The 18,097-nt window shown below is 37.4% G+C and carries 20 protein-coding genes and 1 riboswitch; of the genes, 9 read left to right on the forward strand and 11 right to left on the reverse strand.

All coding sequences use genetic code 11. The annotated features are described in order from the left end of the window. Nucleotides 1-20 precede the first annotated feature (20 nt). Both ACIQXF_RS18520 and ACIQXF_RS18525 read left to right on the forward strand, forming a co-directional pair. Nucleotides 21-1,160, forward strand: a complete 1,140-nt coding sequence (locus ACIQXF_RS18520; RefSeq protein ID WP_402785787.1) for a CaiB/BaiF CoA transferase family protein — start codon at nt 21-23, stop codon at nt 1,158-1,160. A gap of 157 nt (nt 1,161-1,317) precedes the next feature. Beyond that, on the forward strand, nt 1,318-2,085 hold the full coding sequence (locus ACIQXF_RS18525) for an IclR family transcriptional regulator (protein WP_402785790.1): 768 nt from the start codon (nt 1,318-1,320) through the stop codon (nt 2,083-2,085). 60 nt (nt 2,086-2,145) lie between these two features. Here ACIQXF_RS18525 and ACIQXF_RS18530 read toward each other — a convergent pair whose 3' ends face one another. The 4 genes from ACIQXF_RS18530 to ACIQXF_RS18545 are packed head-to-tail and all read right to left on the reverse strand — an operon-like array spanning nt 2,146 to nt 5,659. Beyond that, complete coding sequence (locus tag ACIQXF_RS18530; protein WP_402785792.1) at nt 2,146-2,706, reverse strand: 5' nucleotidase, NT5C type; 561 nt, start codon at nt 2,704-2,706, stop codon at nt 2,146-2,148. A 16-nt stretch (nt 2,707-2,722) separates the two neighbouring features. After that, a complete protein-coding gene (locus ACIQXF_RS18535) occupies nt 2,723-3,808 on the reverse strand; it encodes an FAD-dependent monooxygenase (RefSeq protein ID WP_402785795.1) in 1,086 nt (361 codons plus the stop codon). Then, nucleotides 3,805-4,914, reverse strand: coding sequence for a bifunctional diaminohydroxyphosphoribosylaminopyrimidine deaminase/5-amino-6-(5-phosphoribosylamino)uracil reductase RibD (gene ribD / locus ACIQXF_RS18540; protein WP_402785868.1), 1,110 nt, complete (start codon nt 4,912-4,914; stop codon nt 3,805-3,807). Before ribD ends, ACIQXF_RS18535 begins: the two co-directional genes overlap by 4 nt. Before the next feature lie 13 nt (nt 4,915-4,927). Next, entirely contained in the window at nt 4,928-5,659 is a 732-nt protein-coding gene (locus ACIQXF_RS18545) for a GTP cyclohydrolase II (protein WP_402785798.1), read from the reverse strand. A gap of 270 nt (nt 5,660-5,929) precedes the next feature. Here ACIQXF_RS18545 and ACIQXF_RS18550 point away from each other — a divergent pair, with 270 nt between their 5' ends. From ACIQXF_RS18550 to ACIQXF_RS18565, 4 genes are all read left to right on the forward strand, one after another. Continuing rightward, the gene (locus tag ACIQXF_RS18550; protein WP_402785801.1) at nt 5,930-6,565 is read left to right on the forward strand and encodes a GntR family transcriptional regulator; all 636 of its coding nucleotides are present in this window, start codon (nt 5,930-5,932) and stop codon (nt 6,563-6,565) included. Between the two features lie 199 nt (nt 6,566-6,764). Further along, complete coding sequence (locus ACIQXF_RS18555) at nt 6,765-7,964, forward strand: quaternary amine ABC transporter ATP-binding protein (protein WP_402785804.1); 1,200 nt, start codon at nt 6,765-6,767, stop codon at nt 7,962-7,964. Next, a complete protein-coding gene (locus ACIQXF_RS18560) occupies nt 7,957-8,811 on the forward strand; it encodes an ABC transporter permease (protein WP_402785807.1) in 855 nt (284 codons plus the stop codon). The genes ACIQXF_RS18555 and ACIQXF_RS18560 overlap by 8 nt, the downstream gene beginning before the upstream one ends. 51 nt (nt 8,812-8,862) lie before the next feature. Continuing rightward, nucleotides 8,863-9,762 (forward strand): glycine betaine ABC transporter substrate-binding protein, encoded by a 900-nt coding sequence (locus ACIQXF_RS18565; protein ID WP_402785810.1) that lies wholly within the window; start codon nt 8,863-8,865, stop codon nt 9,760-9,762. 247 nt (nt 9,763-10,009) lie between these two features. Here ACIQXF_RS18565 and ACIQXF_RS18570 read toward each other — a convergent pair whose 3' ends face one another. Then, entirely contained in the window at nt 10,010-10,324 is a 315-nt protein-coding gene (locus tag ACIQXF_RS18570; RefSeq protein ID WP_402785813.1) for a DMT family transporter, read from the reverse strand. Beyond that, nucleotides 10,324-10,665 (reverse strand): DMT family transporter, encoded by a 342-nt coding sequence (locus tag ACIQXF_RS18575; protein ID WP_402785816.1) that lies wholly within the window; start codon nt 10,663-10,665, stop codon nt 10,324-10,326. Before ACIQXF_RS18575 ends, ACIQXF_RS18570 begins: the two co-directional genes overlap by 1 nt. A 255-nt stretch (nt 10,666-10,920) precedes the next feature. Next, a riboswitch (guanidine-I (ykkC/yxkD leader) is annotated at nt 10,921-11,017 on the reverse strand. 290 nt (nt 11,018-11,307) lie between these two features. Between ACIQXF_RS18575 and ACIQXF_RS18580 the strand changes: the two genes are divergently transcribed. Beyond that, entirely contained in the window at nt 11,308-11,781 is a 474-nt protein-coding gene (locus tag ACIQXF_RS18580; protein WP_402785819.1) for a YbaK/EbsC family protein, read from the forward strand. Nucleotides 11,782-11,997: 216 nt separating this feature from the next. Here the strand turns inward: ACIQXF_RS18580 and ACIQXF_RS18585 are convergent, their stop codons facing one another. Continuing rightward, nucleotides 11,998-13,044 (reverse strand): DUF418 domain-containing protein, encoded by a 1,047-nt coding sequence (locus ACIQXF_RS18585; protein WP_402785820.1) that lies wholly within the window; start codon nt 13,042-13,044, stop codon nt 11,998-12,000. 225 nt (nt 13,045-13,269) lie between these two features. Between ACIQXF_RS18585 and ACIQXF_RS18590 the strand changes: the two genes are divergently transcribed. Next, a complete protein-coding gene (locus tag ACIQXF_RS18590) occupies nt 13,270-13,533 on the forward strand; it encodes a phospholipase A2 family protein (RefSeq protein ID WP_402785823.1) in 264 nt (87 codons plus the stop codon). 213 nt (nt 13,534-13,746) lie between these two features. Further along, nucleotides 13,747-14,271, forward strand: a complete 525-nt coding sequence (locus tag ACIQXF_RS18595; RefSeq protein WP_402785826.1) for a GNAT family N-acetyltransferase — start codon at nt 13,747-13,749, stop codon at nt 14,269-14,271. 56 nt (nt 14,272-14,327) lie between these two features. Here ACIQXF_RS18595 and ACIQXF_RS18600 read toward each other — a convergent pair whose 3' ends face one another. The 4 genes from ACIQXF_RS18600 to glnA form a co-directional block, all read right to left on the reverse strand. Further along, complete coding sequence (locus ACIQXF_RS18600) at nt 14,328-15,191, reverse strand: AraC family transcriptional regulator (RefSeq protein ID WP_402785829.1); 864 nt, start codon at nt 15,189-15,191, stop codon at nt 14,328-14,330. A gap of 629 nt (nt 15,192-15,820) precedes the next feature. Beyond that, nucleotides 15,821-16,030 carry a hypothetical protein gene (locus tag ACIQXF_RS18605; protein WP_402785832.1) on the reverse strand — a complete coding sequence of 70 codons (210 nt, stop codon included), beginning with the start codon at nt 16,028-16,030 and terminating at the stop codon, nt 15,821-15,823. A 52-nt stretch (nt 16,031-16,082) separates the two neighbouring features. After that, on the reverse strand, nt 16,083-16,259 hold the full coding sequence (locus tag ACIQXF_RS18610) for a sporulation protein Cse60 (protein ID WP_402785835.1): 177 nt from the start codon (nt 16,257-16,259) through the stop codon (nt 16,083-16,085). Between the two features lie 107 nt (nt 16,260-16,366). Beyond that, nucleotides 16,367-17,701: a type I glutamate--ammonia ligase gene (gene glnA, locus ACIQXF_RS18615; protein ID WP_402785838.1), complete on the reverse strand. Its 1,335-nt coding sequence runs from the start codon at nt 17,699-17,701 to the stop codon at nt 16,367-16,369. Nucleotides 17,702-18,097 lie beyond the last annotated feature (396 nt).

Raw genomic sequence — 18,097 nt, forward strand, 5'->3', positions numbered from 1 at the left:
TGTATGAAGGAGGAGAAACCATGCAACCTCTTGAAAATATTCGAGTTTTAGATTTATCCCGTGTTTATGCAGCCCCTGCTGGCTCTATGATGCTAGCAGATTTAGGAGCGGAAGTAATTCGCATCGAACATCCGAATGGCTCAGATAGTATGCGTGACTGGGGACCATTTGTGAAGGATCAAAGTACGTATTATTTATGTGCCAATCGCAATAAAAAATCAATCCTATTAGATTTAAAAACAATAGAAGATAGAGAGAAATTTAAAGAGCTTGTCAAAGATGCAGATATTGTACTCGAAAATTTTAAGACGGGTGACATGGCGCGGATGGGGCTAAGCTATGAGGAATTGAAAAAAGTGAATCCACGAATCATTCATTGCGCAGTAACGGGTTTCGGCCAAACAGGTCCTCTTGCTCAAGAACCTGGGTTTGATCCAGTTATTCAAGCAATGAGTGGATTAATGCATGTCACTGGCTCAACTGAAGGAGAAGCAACAAAAGTTGGTGTTCCTATTGCAGATATTTTAACATCTAATTATGTCGTTATTAGTATTTTAGCCGCTTTACGGATGCGTGATCAAACAAATACAGGCCAATTTATTGACTTAGCTTTATTAGATGTTCAAATGAGTAGCTTAGCAAATGTAGCAAGCGCTTATTTAAATACAGGATTTACCTCACAACGTCTAGGAAATCGCCATAATAATGTAGCGCCTTATCAAGTATTTCAATGTGCGGATGGCCCCTTAATGATTTGTGTTGGAACAGATGGACAATTTCAAAGGTTTTGTGCTCTGTTGAAACGTGAGGAATGGACAAATGATCCTCGCTTTTTATCGAATACAATGCGCAAGCAGCATGAAGATGAACTTGTTCGGATGATTACCGACATTACACTGACTAAAACACGGGATGAATGGATACTATTATTACAGCAATACAAAATTCCAGGTGGACGTGTGAATACAATTGCCGAAGCATTAGAGCAACCGCAATTTATTGCACGTGACATGATTGGTGAAATAGAGCACGAACAATATGGTACAATCAAATTCGTTAAAAATCCGTTAAAGTTCTCAAATTTAAACATTCAATATAAATTAGCACCACCGTTACTTGGAGAACATACGAATGAATTCCAAAAATCCTCTCTCCTATAATTGATTTACGCTATAATAGAGGTAATTTTTATCTTTTTATGAATTGGTAATGCTCAAGCAAGGCTGATTGAAAGAAGATAAAACCTTCCTAGAATGGTTCAGATTGTAATAGTCAATAGTCTGACACATTGTAAATTTGATTTTAGTAGGTGTTGAGATGAATCAAGAGATTTTCGAAAAAAACTATACTATGTCATCGCTGCACAAAGCTATTAAAGTATTAAAAGCTTTTACAAAAGATGAGCCTAGCCTTTCCCTAACGGAATTAAGTAAAAAAACAGGGATCAGCATTTCCAGTTTACAACGCTTCGTTTCTACCTTTGTGTTTGAAGGCTTTCTTCACAAAGATGAGCGTACAAAACGCTATCAATTAGGGCATTCACTACTCTATTTAGGAAATTTAGTAAAAGAAGAATCTAGTCTCATTATTGTCGCAGAGCCAATTTTAAAAAAGTTGAACGAAGAAATCGGCGAAAGTGTTTCCATGAATATTATCGATGGGTTTGAAAGACGATGTATTTTAAATTATGATTCCACATATCCGCTATCAACGAAAATGTTTGTCGGTGACACCTCTCCCCTTTATGCAGGTGCATCATCTAAAATATTGCTCGCTTTTATGCCCGATGTTGTAGAATATGTAGAAAATATAGGCCTTGACCCAATCACGGATAGGACAATACTTTCAAAAGAACAGCTGTGGGAGGATTTGCAGCAAATTCAAAGACAACGCTTTGCGAGAAGCAATAGTGAGCGTGTACGTGGAGCCTGCTCTTTATCTGCACCGATTTTAAACGCTTCTAACCAAATCATCGCTTCAGTGTCACTCGTTATACCGGAAGTACGATATAGTGACTATGATGAAAATCAATTAATAGAAACCATTCAAAATGTCGCGTTAGAAATTGAAAAGCAATTGTATTAAAACAAACCCCGAATAGGCTCACTTATTTAAGTGCCCTCTGTTCGGGGTTCGTTCATACAATCACTTCATTAATTTTATAAAATCATGCCAATGATTCAAGCGCGGCAATTCTACATGCTGGTTATAAGATTGATTTTTCAAAATCACTTTTGTAGTTATATCGTGAAGTGTTTCTAGTACTGCTGGTTTATCATCTACATAAACATCTAAAGTGAGCTCTTTTATGATAGCTACTTTTTCGGCATCTCGCATACCACAGAAAAAGTGACCTTCTGTTATCGGAAAACCTTGTGCTTCCATCCATACTTTTGTTTGCTGACAATACTGTTTAGGACGTGATGTAATATAGTAAATTTCATGACCCTGCTGCACCAATGTTTGGAGCATTTCTAGAGCCCCTTCAAAAGAAGGACAGTTCGTAAAATAAATCTCCTCTAAAGAACTATTCCACATCGCCGATCCTTCAGCATCTGATAGTCCAAATGGTTCGTGGATTTCAACTCTTTCCAAGGTCTGAAATACTTCTTGTGAAATATTTTTATCCAATTTTTTATTGTAAAGTGAAAAGGCGTGTGCTCGTAAATCAATTAGTGTGTCATCTATATCAAAGCCAAATTTCATCTAGTTGTTCTTCCCTTCAAGAAGCCTTGTTTATGAAGTTAGCCGCAAATGTTTGCTCTTTTTCAATTTGTTTTGCTAATACTTCCTCAATTGCTTGCTCGCGCATTTGTTGAAAATCTTGTACGTCAAATTGTACTATCGTATCCTTATTTAGTAGGGACGCTAGACAATCTGCATCCTTAAGTGCACTATTAAGCCCAAATGCCCCAGTTGGTGTCATCGTATGAACAGCATCTCCTAACAACACAAGTCCCTTTGTCCCCCAGCTGTTACAATGGCTACTGAAGACATCAAGCAAAACAAAGTCATGCCAAGAAGTTATATGTGTCTTCACTGTCACCGCTAATTCTGGAAATGCCTCAGAGAGCTGATTGATAAACGGTGTAAATGCTTGTTTTCTCAGCTGTAGGAAACTTCCCTGATTAATATTCCATCCAATTTGAATAAAGCCACCTACCTGGGTAAACAATGATAGCTGCTTATCGTCTATTAATGCCATTTTAATAGATGGCTCCCATCCCTGTGGTGCAGGAATCTTTGCCCAAAGTAAGTCAAAGCCATGTTTATGCTTTTGCATATCAATTTGTGCTTGCTTACGAATAGTAGAGTAACGGCCATCAGCACCGATAATTATCTGACTAGCAATTTTAATTTTTTCTCCATCCTTTGATGCAATGACACCCGTATATCTGCCAGAAGAATCAATGATAAGCTGTGTCACTCTTGTATTAAGAAAACATGAAAAATGCGCAAAATGTTGTGATTCTTGTAGAATTCCCTTTAATAAATTTGCCTGTGGCACATGAATTCCCAGATGCCCTACTGCTTCATCAGGAAGAATCGTTTTAAATGCTCTACCTTCTGCGTAATATTCAAGCTTTTCCATACGTAATAAACCGAGTGCCTCGACTGCTCCAAAAAGATGGTGACTCTTTAAAACAGCCTCGCCCTCCTCATTTAAATGCTCTCCACGAAATGCCTGCCCAAGTGCTACGCTTTTTTCCAGTAGTATTACAGAAAGACCTTTTTTAGCTAGTAAATATGAAAGAAGTGCACCACTTGGCCCAGCTCCTACAATACAAACATCCGCTTCGTAATTCACTTTTCTTCACCTTTTTTTGGATAGGCAATAATGCGCAAATCCTGCCCTACCTGCTCAAAGGAATCAAAATCCACATCCCATGCCTCATCCATTGTAGACGGATTATGACCAGCAAAAGGTGTTAATGATAAACGACCACCGAGAACTTTAGGCGCTATGTAAATAACATATTTGTTAATAGCACCCTGTTGTAAAAATGAAGCATTTACGGTACTTCCACCCTCTACTAAAATATCAGTAATGCCATGCTGATAAAGCTGTTCAAGCATATCATCAATCACTAATCCATCTTGTTTACTGCGAACAGGCATTATCGTTACACCTTGTTCTTTTAAAGCTGCTATTTTTTCTAAACTAGCATTTTCATCACAAACAATAATCGTTTTGGCTTCTTCAACATTTAGTACATTGGCATGGGCAGGTGTACGAAGTGCGCTATCCATGATAATGCGTACTGGGTTTTTACCATAGCCTTCCTTTAATCTTGTCGTTAAGGAAGGATTGTCGGCAATGACTGTACCTACACCAACTAAAATCCCATCCACCTCATGACGTATGTGGTGAACATCCTCACGTGCTACTTCCCCTGTCACCCACTTGGAATGTCCTGTATGTGCAGCTATTTTTCCGTCTAATGTCATTGCGAATTTTGAAATAACAAATGGTCTTTTTATTAACATATTATGAATGAAGCGTTCATTTAAGCGTTGTGCTTGAGCTTCTAGCACACCAACCTCTACCTCAATACCAGCATCTCGTAGTAGTTGAATGCCACGCCCAGCCACAGAAGGATTTGGATCTTGCATGGCTACAACAACACGCCTAACTAAAGAATCCTTCACTAAATTTGCGCACGGAGGTGTTTTTCCATAATGTGAACATGGCTCAAGCGTTACATAAAGTGTGGCACCTTTAGCATGTTCTCCAGCCATACGAAAGGCATGCACCTCAGCATGTGGTTCACCTGCTTTTCTGTGTAAACCCGTTCCAACAATTACGCCATCTTTTACGATGACTGCCCCTACAAGTGGATTAGGGTTCGTATTTCCTCTTGCACTAGCAGCTAAATCAAGTGCTAGCTGCATATATTTTTCATCTGTTGTCATCTTCGCACCCCACTTATTTGTCTTCACGCATATGTCCAGATTTTTCAACTTTTGTATCTAAATAATAACGATTTGTCTCCGTTAATCCTCCCCATAACGGGATATGGCCTTCTGCCGCTAAGCCATGTGCCTGTAATGCAGCAAGCTTCTTCGGATTATTCGTAATTAGTGTCACTGGTTTTGAGCGAAGTGCAGTTAACACAGTAATGGCATCCTCATAAGAGCGAGTATCGTCTGAGAAGCCAAGAGCATGGTTTGCTTCAACCGTATCTAAGCCTTCTTCTTGTAATAAATAAGCTAAAGATTTTGAGAATAGACCGATGCCACGACCTTCATGATCTGCTAAATAGAAAATAGCACCGCAGCCATGCTCCACAATCATTTTCATTGATTCATGTAATTGATAACCACAGTCACAGCGTTGGCTACCGAAGATATCACCTGTATGACATATGCTGTGCATACGAATTAATGCATCATTAGCACGTGCAAAATCTCCATAAACAAGCACTGATGACTGCTGTAAAAAAGCTAAATTTGCGGTTGCTAATCCGTCAATAATTTCCTCCTTCGATAGATTGGCATCTACTTTTAACCAGTTATACCATTGAAATGTAGCTGAAAATTCACCCTGTTTTACTGGCAATTTTACAGGACCAACTAGGCATATACTTTCAGTTTCAGATTGCTTCACAATTGTCATTTTGTCTTTCACTATATCCATAACTCTAGTAGTAATTGTCATATTTTTCTCCAACCTTCTATCTATAAACAGCTAGCTAAATTTACTAACTGAACACTTGTTTTTTATAACACTTACATAATGTAACCAAGTTTATAATAATAACTAAACGCTGTCAAACATCAGCTCTTAGTCTATTAAATAAATATTCGTAATGATAATGGTTACTAAATATTTTCATCATATACTAATAGCTTATGGAGATGCTATTTTTTCTGTGCAGGCTAGTCTATAATAAGCTGAGATAACTGTAACGATGAAAGGAAGTTAAGAATGAACTTAGAAAAAAATGTCCAGGTGAAGCAGCCAAAGTATCAGCAAATTGCTGTTGATCTTGCCTCAAAAATCGTGGAGAGAAAATATCGAATCGACGATAAAATTTACGCAAGATCATCTCTAGCTAGCCAATATAATGTATCTGCGGAAACTGCAAGAAGAGCGATTGCCGTTTTGCAGGACTTGGAAATTGTGGAGGCCTCAAAAGGCAGTGGGGTCATTATTAAATCATATGAAAAAGCAGCGCATTTTGTCCGACAATTCCAGGATGTTCAATCTGTCCACGAACTACAAAATGAACTTATGACTAGTATTCAGAAACAGCACCAAGAATTAACGAACTTACAGGAAAAGACCAAACAACTTATTAGTCGTACTGAGCATTTCCGATCTGTTAATCCATTTATCCCTTATCAATTAGAAATGACAGCTGAAAGTCCTTGTATCCATCAAACAGTACAAGCATTGAATTTTTGGCAAAATACTTCTAGCACAATTGTCGGCATCCGTCGTGGAAATGAATTATTACTATCGCCTGGCCCATATGTATCATTTGAAGAAGGAGATATCATTTACTTTATCGGTAATGACGAAAGCTTTGCTCGAGTTCAGAGCTTTTTATATCCAAATTAAAATCCGCTTAAGCGCTGATATAACAGCGTTTAAGCGGATTTTTTCTTATTTGTTGATTTGACAAAAGTAACAACCCTTTGTTAACGTTAAGTTGTTACTTGTTCATTTTTGGGTATCGCTATCCTCAAATAGAATTTATCCCGCATTAACAGGTAGTAATTTATCTGTGGCGAAAGTGATCTACGAAAGGAGTGGTTCTATGGAAAAAATAAAAGTGGAGCATGTTTCTAAAGTTTTTGGGAAACATATTCCCCAAGCATTAGAACTCGTCAAGCAGCAAAAAAGCAAGACTGATATCTTAAAAGAAACAGGTGCAACCGTTGGCGTATACGATGCAAGTTTTACTGTGAATGAAGGTGAAATCTTCGTTATTATGGGATTATCAGGGAGTGGAAAGTCGACACTTATCCGGCTTTTAAACCGTCTCATCGAACCTACAAGCGGAAATATTTATATCGATGGAGAAAATATTTCAAAAATGAGTAAAGAGAGTCTACGTAATGTAAGAAGAAACAAAATGAGTATGGTCTTTCAAAACTTCGGTTTATTCCCCCATCGTACACTTCTTCAAAATACGGAATATGGCCTTGAAATCAGAGGTATTTCAAAAGAAGAACGTAAAACAAAAGCGGAACAGGCACTGGCAAATGCAGGCTTACTCGCTTATAAAGATCAATATCCAAGCCAATTATCGGGTGGTATGCAACAGCGTGTTGGATTAGCGCGTGCACTTGCCAACGATCCTGAAATATTACTAATGGATGAGGCTTTTTCAGCACTTGATCCATTAATTCGAAAAGAAATGCAAGATGAGTTACTTGATTTACAAAGCACATTGAAAAAAACAATTTTATTTATTACCCACGATTTGAATGAAGCATTGCGGATTGGTGATCGTATCGCCATTATGAAGGACGGCTCAATCATTCAAATTGGTACAGGTGAAGAAATTTTAACGAATCCAGCAAATGATTATGTTAAAACATTTGTTGAAGACGTCGACCGCTCAAAAGTATTAACAGCTGAAAATGTTATGGTTCGCCCTGTCTATGTCAATGTGGACCTAGATGGACCGACCGTAGCACTTAAAAGAATGCGTGAGGAAACTGTTAGTTTACTAATGGCTGTTGATAAAAATCGACATTTGAAAGGCTATATTACTGCTGACGACGCACTGGCTGCAGCTAAAAGACAAGAACAAACGGTACATTCCATTATTCAATCAGATATATTGACCGTTCCACCAGATATGCTTTTACAGGATATATTAGGTTTGATTCATAATTGTCCTACTCCTATTGCAGTTGTAAAAGATGAGCGCTTACTGGGTGTTCTGATCCGTGGCGTTGTCATCGAAGCACTTTCAACTAGCGATGAGGGGGCAGTTGCACATGAATAATTTTTTAGACAATATACCAACTATACCACTTGGACCGTGGGTAGAATCAGTTATGGACTGGTTGACGAGTAATTTTTCAATGTTTTTTAACTTGATTCAAAAAAATGGAAAACTACTCATGAATCAGGTCACTGATTTATTAGTTAACATTCCTCCAATTATTCTTATTGTACTTATTGTCATTTTTGCCTTTTTCATTACCGGTAAAAAATTCGGGCTAGCAACGTTTTCATTAATTGGTTTGTTTTTTATCTATAATCAAGGCTTATGGACACATCTTATGGAAACAACTACGCTCGTGCTTTTTTCAAGTATCATCTCTATCATTTTAGGTATTCCACTTGGCATTATAATGTCAAAGTCAAGTGTAGCTGAAAACGTGATTAAGCCACTACTCGATTTCATGCAAACAATGCCCGGCTTCGTGTACTTGATTCCTGCCGTTGCCTTCTTTGGTATTGGGATAGTACCTGGTGTTTTTGCATCCGTTATTTTTGCCTTACCACCAACTGTACGTATGACAAACCTAGGAATTCGCCAAGTACCAAAAGAATTAGTGGAAGCTGCTGATTCATACGGAAGTACCTCAAGTCAAAAACTATTTAAAGTTGAAATCCCTCTTGCCAAATCAACAATAATGGCAGGGATTAACCAAACTGTTATGCTATCACTGTCAATGGTTGTAACTGCCTCAATGATTGGTGCACCTGGTCTTGGACGTGAAGTATTAACTGCACTACAACGTACACAGGTTGGGAATGGGTTCGTTGCAGGTTTAGGTCTTGTCATTTTTGCCATTATTATAGACCGCTTAACACAAAGTTTTAATAAGAAGAAATCCGTATAGAGTATAGCTTTTGTAGTTGAATAAAACTAGTAAATAAGAAAGGAAGATTCGATGAAACTGAAAACATTATCTAAATTAGGGATGGCCTTAGGACTTGGCTTTTTACTAGCTGCATGTAGTGGTGATGATTCTAGTAAAACTAGTGGTGATGATTCTAGTAAAACTAGTGGTGACTCAAAAGAGGTCAACCTTGCCTACGTCGAATGGGATACAGAAATTGCGTCAACAAATGTCGTTGGGCAGGTGCTTGAGGATTTAGGTTATAATGTGACATTAACGCCACTTGATAATGCAATTATGTGGGAAGCTGTTTCAAAGGGTGAAGCAGATGGTATGGTTGCTGCATGGCTTCCACATACGCACGCCTCACAATACAAAAAATATAAGGATAATCTAGACGAGTTAGGCGAAAACCTTGCTGGTGCCAAAATAGGATTAGTAGTACCAAGCTATATGGATGTTAATTCGATTGAGGATTTAACAAATGAAGCTGATCATACAATCACAGGTATCGAGCCTGGTGCAGGGATTACTGCTGCTACAGAAAAAGCTTTAGAAAAATACGATAACTTAGCAGATTGGAATCTATTAACATCTTCATCTGGTGCAATGACAACTTCCCTTGCTAAAGCAATTAAAAATAAGGAAGAAATCATTGTGACAGGCTGGTCACCACACTGGAAATTCGCAAAATATGATCTTAAATACTTAGATGATCCAGAAGGTGTTTATGGCGGAGCGGAAACCATTAATACATTCGTCCGCAAAGGCTTGAAGGAAGATCAACCAGATGTCTATTCAGTATTAGATAACTTCCACTGGACATCTGAAGATTTAGAGAATGTAATGCTTGAAATTATGGATGGCAAAGATCCAAAACAAGCTGCTAAAGACTGGATAGAAACCAATGCAGACAAAGTTGCTGAATGGACGAAGGATGTTAAAAAATAAGTTTTAACTTCTTTCAGCAAATGTTTTGGTACCGAAAGCGTAGTGGCAGGTACAAATGTTTTATGCGCAAAAGCATAGCGACAGCGCAGATACAAAAATCTCAAACCTCTTTATGCAAGCACATAGCCGATTCCGGACGCATTGTTTATCTGTGCGAAAGCGAAGCGACAGCAACAATAATGCTGAGGCTAATTGATATAAGCACTTCCGTATATTGATATGGAAGTGCTTTTACATCTTCGAGATTTTATGATAGTAATTTCAAAGATATCGCTGCCCCTAAAACAAGGACTATACAAACAATACGTCTCCAGTCCTTCGATTCATTGAAATACAGCATACCGAGTAAAGCACCTCCCGCTGCTCCAATTCCTGTCCAAATAGCGTAGGCTGTGCCCATCGGTAATGATTCCATGGCATACGCAAGACCAGCAAAGCTTAAGCTAAATGCCAAAATCAATAACACTAAATTTTTAATACTTTTTACATCATTATATTTACTAATCATATAGACACCCGTCATCTCACATAGTCCCGCTATTACTAATGTAACCCACGCCATTATTCATTCACCCCTTTAGCTTTAGGCTCTCCTGTCACAAGCTTTAAGCCAACGACCCCTGCAAGTAAAACTACGATACATAAAATTTTGGCTAATTTCCATGGCTCCCCAAATAGTAAGCTATCAGCACACACAGTACCCGCTGTTCCCAAGCCTACAAATACGGCATAAACAGTCCCAACCGGTAAGCTTTCCCCTGCCTTAATTAGTAAATAAAAGCTAATAAAAATTGCAATGGCTGTACCAATCCATTCGAGTACATTACCTGCATGCTTTAATCCAATAACCCAACCTACTTCAAAAAAAGCGGCAATTATGACACTTAACCATTGTTTGTTCATTGTGAATTCCTCCATTATATTGTTGGACACGGACGCATGATGTTTGGGTTCCTCTCTACCAGAGCGATTCTTAAACTATAGCCGAGCAGATTTCTTCGCTTCCTGAGCGGTTCTCTCTCTTAACCGAGCGATTTCCCTGCTTCCTGAGCATTACGAAACCTGATTCGAGTAAAATGATTTCAACTTAAACTTCCTTCTCACAACATTTATTTTAGCCAAACAAAAAAAGCCTTAGAGAACACTGCTATCAACAGTATCTCCCAGGCTTTTATCCTTCCGTGTCACAAAATCAATTTGCGGTTTTCTCTCGGACCAGACTAGCAAATGCTACGGAACCCTAGAAAACTTTCATATATGATTGTGCCACTAGTATAGCAAACTATTGAATCATTTTCTACTGGTACATAGCCAACTTTTTCGACTAGTACTTGCCCCTCATTTGCTATTATTCTTTTTACGTCATAACGATAACTACACTGTCTCTCATATCTAAGCGTGGCAAGGCCCCCCACTCTAAGCATCCTCTTATCTCCGAAAGTGTAATTTACACCCACCACATTTAAATTGGGCTATTTTCTAAAGTTAAACAACTATATATTCTGAAAATTATGTTAAAATAGAGCAGCAAGGAGGAATTTACATATGGCAATTGAAAAAGTAAGAAAACATTTGGCACAATGGCATGCGGAGCACAGAATACAGGAGCTAGATGTAAGCTCGGCAACTGTTGAATTAGCAGCCCAAGCACTCGGATGCGAGCCTGAACGCATTGCAAAGTCTTTATCTTTTCTCGTGAACGATGGGGCGATATTAATTGTTGCAGCGGGCGATGCCAAAATCGACAATGCCAAATATAAGGCTGTTTTTGGCACAAAGGCAAAGATGCTCGCAAAGGATGAAGTAAATGACAAGATTGGACATGAGGTAGGGGGTGTTTGTCCTTTCGGTGTGAATGAGGGCGTTGCAATTTATTTAGATGAATCACTTAAACGCTTTACAACAGTTTTCCCTGCATGTGGTAGTAGCAATTCTGCTATTGAGCTCACTATTTGTGAACTTGAAACTTATACACCAAATCAAGGATGGATAGACGTTTGCAAAGGTTGGAACGAATAGTAGTCCAAAATTATCGGCGAAACTTTAGAAAAGGTCTCGCCGATTTTCCCCATTACCGGGCAGTAATTTATTTGTATCGAAAGCAAAGCGTCAAATCCCCTTCATGTCGATATCTATTTTATGGATATCTCCCTCTTAAGTTTCAAACGTTTTCTTATATCACTAAAACTCCCTAACAGATAAACTGTCAGGGAGTTTTGCACAATTATTCGATTGTTATTTATTTGACATTACTTTTTTTCCGTAGGTCATAAAGCGCCATAGCTTTTCACATGGGCCCATTTTAAAGAATTTGAACCAGATAACACTAAAGATAATTTGAATGACAAAAATTAAGATAGCTATGATAACCACATCAGCAGGCGAAACAACTTCAAGCCCCATGAAAGAAATAATAGCTAGACCAATAAAGCTTTGAGCCAAATAGTTTGTAAATGCCATCTGACCAACTCGTCCAATTGGCTTAAGAAGATTCGCGATTTTATTATTTTCCAAAATCATAAATAGACAAGCTAAATAAAAATACGTTATTGGAATTACCCCTAAACTAATAATGGAATTTAGATTTTGATACTCACCTTGAGATGCAAACCAAATCCAGATTGAGATACCTATAAAGAATGGGAATGTCACAAGTTGTACCCACTTTATTTGTTTTGAGTATTCACTTACATGACTAATCCAATCAGCTTTTGCTACTAAAAAACCAGTTAAAAACATGATGAAAATAGTAATTGCATCATTTCCAAATAATCCAAAAACAGTTGAAAAGACTTCTTGATTTGGCAGAAATATTTGCCCAAGGATGCAAAGGACATGAACAGTAATGATAGCAAATAGCCATTTACTAATTGTTGTAATCTTTGCATTATAGAATGGTATGAGTAAAAAACCTATTACTGCATAAATAGCAAGGATAGAGCCCCAAAAAACAAAAATATGGACAATACCGATTAGTAATAAAGCTAGTAAACGTCTTGCAAAACGCCATCTTGGCTTATCACCACGAGCTTCTGCACGCGAAGCAAAAATATAGAAACCTACACCAAAGAGGAATGAAAAAATAGAAAAGAATTTCTTCTCTATGAAAATACCAATAAGCCTATCAATAATACCATTAATTCCACTATCGTCAGGTATCGGACCTCCCTCTATCCTTATCTGGTAGGCTGCTACATTTATAAGTAAAATGCCAAATAACGCTAGCCCTCGAATAATATCTAAGGAAACGATTCTTTCTTTTTGAGGTACGGATGGATTCATGTTTTAAAACTCCTTATCTTTCAACTTTATTGCTCTATAGCTATCATAGCCTCCAATCCTTACAGTAGTTTTTTTTAAAGCTTACAGTAACCTTACAAATACAATTAGTAAGGAACGGTCATAAGGTCTTACGTTTTTTCACATTCATTAGTTGTTAATCCCCTTCTAAAAGCTAAAATTTCATATTTTATAGTAACAATATCTTTTAGGAAAGGAGATTAGAGGATGAACAGACGACGTAATTTTGGTTTTTGTTACCCTGGTTATAAATACTGTGGACCAGGATGTTCAGGGCCAGGTAGACCTATAAATGCAGTAGATTCATGTTGTAAGCAACATGACGAATGTTATGAACGATATGGAAATAAAAGATATTGTGATGAATTGTTTCAAAATTGCTTGTTACCCCATATGAATTTTAATAATAAAATGGCTAGAGATGCCAAATTATTTTACAATATCTTTGAAGTGCGCAATAGATTCTTTTAAACTGATTCATTCGCCTAATATAAAGAAAGCTCACGGTGTCATTGCTTCACCGTGAGCCTAATTAATTTATTATAACATTTATAAGGGACCCAAGAACTTTTATATAATATTTCAATATTGTATAATGAATACATATAATTTGAAGGGACTGAACTATGCGCGGATAGCCATATTTTTCATCTAAACTTAATTCAACACTTGGAGGTAAGAGTATTGATAGAACAAATTTATACCAAAAGATTATATTTAAGAAAAATGAAAATGGCAGATAGCAATAGTTTATTTAATATTTGGTCAGACCCGGATGTTACGAAATTTATGAACATCACAAATTTCACTCATGAAGAACAGGCGAAGGAAATGATTGACTTCATTAATCAATTAGCTACGGAGCACAAGGCGATTCGCTTAACAATTATAGAGAAAGAATCAAACGAGATAATCGGTTCTTGTGGATTTAATTCTTTTGACGTAGAAAATGCCACAGCAGAAATTGGCTATGATCTTGCTAAGGCCTATTGGGGTAATGGTTATGCGCCAGAGTGTATTTCGGCTTTGGTTGATTATGCTTTCACCACTTTAAACATAAATAAAATTGAAGCAAAAGTTGAACCTGGTAATATAAACTCCATAAAAGTAGTAGAGAAATTGCATTTTTCTTTTGAAGGAACACGTCAAGAATATGACGAATCAAAAGACTCTTTTTATGATATTAATGTTTATTCTTTATTAAAATAAAACTATAACAGCCAAGAATGTTCGAAGTAAACATTCTTGGCTGTTTCCAATCGTTTTTACTTAATCGGAATCCAAATTTCAGAGTAAAGTTCCGGACTAAATGGATCTTCGTCTGTATATACTTCTAGCTCAGCCGTTCCTGTAGGTTCATACGGATTAGAGGGGAACCATTCAGAGTATATTTGCTTCCAAGTATTTTGCATAGCATCCGGCATAGGGCCATGCACCTCAAATACAACCCATTTCGATGCAGGTACTTCCATTGCTAACATATTTTCTGGGACATCCCCAATATGATCAGTTGCAATCCAATAATCAATCAGGCCATTTTTTGGATAGCTTGCATCTGGCATACAAACGCCTAGTACTCCTTTGACATCCCCATTATTTAATTGAATTAAACGATGATCGAAACCTTTGCTGTTCATCTCATCCCAAAATTGAGGAATACCTCTCGTATTTTCACCATCAAGACAATTAAATGTTCTTTTTATCCCAACTACTTGAAACTTTTCTTTTTCTACGATTTTATACTTCATTGGTTCTACTCCCTTCAGGCTTACCTGAATAACCAGGCGATTGTATGATTGTAATTGACCTTGCTTCTTTCTAGCTTCACTAGGTGTTACGTAATGCTGCTTACGAAATGCCTTTGTGAAAGCTTCTGGGGAGTCATAGCCATATTTATAAGCGAGATCAATTATTTTTTGCTCTGAATTTATTAATTCCTGTGCAGCTAAAGTTAGTCTTCTACGTCTTATATAATCTGCAATAGACATATCCGTTAAGATTGAGAAAGTCCGTTGAAAATGAAAGACGGAAGAATTTACCTCTCGCGCAATTTGCTCCATGGTGATGTCCTCTAATAAATTGTTCTCGATAAAATTAATGGCTTTTTGAATCGACTCAATCCAACTCATTTGCTCTCACTCCCTGCTTATAGCTTAAAGTATCTAAATTATTTAATCCTGTCTTTTTATGCTATCTTTGGACAGCTTACATTAAAAGTATTTAATATCCAGGCCTAGCCTATTTAATTACAACATTGGTATTATTTTTATGTAAAGAAGAGTGGGATTTATTTCATATAGAACCATATGCCTGATTTAATTAAACTCCACTCTAAACAGGTCTTTGTATGGTTGGAAGGGTTTGAAGGGGACAACAGGTCTTTGATCAATGCTCGATAATATTTACAGATAAGCAATCTCTTTTACATTATTCAAATATAATAAACAAAGTCACGTTCAACTGAACATGACTCGGGAAAAACAGGGACAAGGAAGATACATAGGATTGCAAATGATTCTTCATTTAGTTCTGGTATACCCCTGTTGCGTGAGTATTTACTTCTCTTCCGCAGGTATTCTACTGCTTCGCGCGGGTATTTACTCTTCTTCCGCGGGTATTCTTCCACTTCGCGCGGGTATTCGCCCTTCTTCCGCGGGTATTCTTCCATTTCGCGCGGGTATTCCCCTCTTCCCCAGTTATTCTTCCATTCCACGCAGGTAATTACCACGATCCCGTGGGTATTCCCCTGCTTCGATGATTATTTAATTTTAATTTTTTCAAATGTCGCTTCATATATCGATCCTTCATGGATTTTCATAAATTGATTTTTTGATGCCCTGCAGTAGCCTTCTTTTTCTAAAAAATCTTTTAGCTCAGATTTTTTGGCAAATAGCTTTTCAATAATATTCTGCTCAACTTCTAGCTCATCCGTTCTTTTAGTGATGGATAGCATATAAATTTTTGGCAAATTACATCCCCCTTTAGTAACTACGGAATTACCGTATTAATAGTTTCACTTACTATTTATAAATAATTAAAGCAGAATGAATGACAGTCTGTTCCCCTATGTATAGGGTATTATATTTAATGTCTATTATCGAATAATCACTTAAATCTACTAGAGCGTTATTGATATCATTTTCAAAATGCACAATATCATTATTTTGGATGGTTACTACTTGAGTCACTTGTGCCATTTCATACACCCCTTTTTTCCTCAATCATAGTGCAAAAGGAAGGAATTGTCACTTTCTTGGAACACATAAAAAAGTGTTGGAGTCTCCTAAGCCCCAACACTTCGTTTCTAGTACATTCTCAAATATTCTTCACGTTCCCAATTGTGGACGCGTGTACGGTATTTATTCCATTCTATTTCTTTTGCAGCAGTGAACTTCTCAAAGATATGATCTCCAAGTGCCTCACGTACGATATGGTCCATTTCTAATTCAAGAAGTGCACATTCCAAGGAAGATGGGAGACTGTCAATTCTGTTTAATTCACGTTCAGCTGGAGACATTTTATAAATATTACGATCCACTGCATCTGGAGGCGTTAAATCCTTGCGAATTCCATCAAGCCCAGATGCTAAAATAACGGCCATCGCTAAATATGGATTTGCTGCTGGGTCAACAGAACGAAGCTCAATACGGGTTGAAAGTCCCCTTGCGGCTGGAATTCGAATAAGTGGAGAACGGTTTTGAGCGGACCAAGCTACATAGCAAGGAGCTTCATAACCAGGTACTAATCGTTTATAGGAATTAACGAGTGGATTCGTTACTGCTGTAAAACCGTGTACATGTTGCATAATACCTGCCATAAAGCTTCGCGCTGTTTGGCTCAATTGCAATTCTGCATTTTCATCATAAAATGAATTTTTATCTCCTTCAAATAAAGATAAGTTGAAATGCATTCCGGAACCGTTGACGCCAAATAGAGGCTTTGGCATAAATGTCGCATGTAGACCATGCTGTGCGGCGATTGTTTTGACAACAAGCTTAAACGTTTGAATATTATCACATGCTTCGATAGCACTCGCATACTTAAAGTCAATTTCATGCTGACCAGGTGCAACCTCATGATGAGATGCCTCGATTTCAAAGCCCATTCCTTCTAGCTCCAGCACTATGTCACGTCGACAGTTCTCCCCTAGGTCTGTTGGGGCTAAATCGAAGTATCCTCCACTATCATTTAACTCAAGTGTTGGATGCCCTTTTTCATCTAGCTTAAATAAGAAAAATTCCGGCTCTGGCCCTAAATTAAATGATGTAAAGCCTAGCTCCTCCATCTCCTTTAAAATCCTCTTAAGATTGGAGCGTGGATCGCCTCCGAACGGAGTACCATCAGGTCTAGCAATATCACAAATAAAACGTGCCACTTTGCCTTTTTCGGCGGTCCAAGGGAAAATTACGAAGGTGTTATAGTCTGGTCGTAAATACATATCTGATTCTTCAATACGGACAAAGCCTTCAATGGATGAGCCATCAAACATAACTTTATTGTCCAATGCTTTTTCTAATTGACTAACAGGTATTTCAACGTTTTTGATCGTTCCCAATATATCAGTAAATTGAAGGCGAATAAATTTAACATTTTCTTCCTTCACTCGGCGTATAATACCTTCTTTTGTATAATGTTTCATTGTTCACCACTCCAATGTAATTTTAATTAACATCATTCATTTATAACTGATTTTAAGTTACATTAAAAACGTAAATTACGCAATATGTATGTTATGTTTTATTACATAGTTTTTTCCGAATATATTAATCCCTTTTTTAGATAGATAGAGCAGTTGTTGTTGCCGCTACGTTTGCACTACGCTATCGCACAGATAAATTGCCACAGGACGTGGCGTTCTTAGACTGAGTTCCTCTATTTCAGCGGGTGTTTGGACACGTGCTTAAAGATGTTAAAAAGTATTTTTTTGATCTTCTTAAAAAAGCATGAAAGGTGAAACCATAAGCTAAGCACACTTTATATCACAAAAGTCTTGTATATTGCCATATTTATTGGTAAATTTATAGCAAATTAGAAT

The organism is Lysinibacillus sp. NPDC097231 (assembly GCF_044761885.1).
In the GTDB taxonomy this organism is placed as follows: Bacteria; Bacillota; Bacilli; order Bacillales_A; family Planococcaceae; genus Lysinibacillus.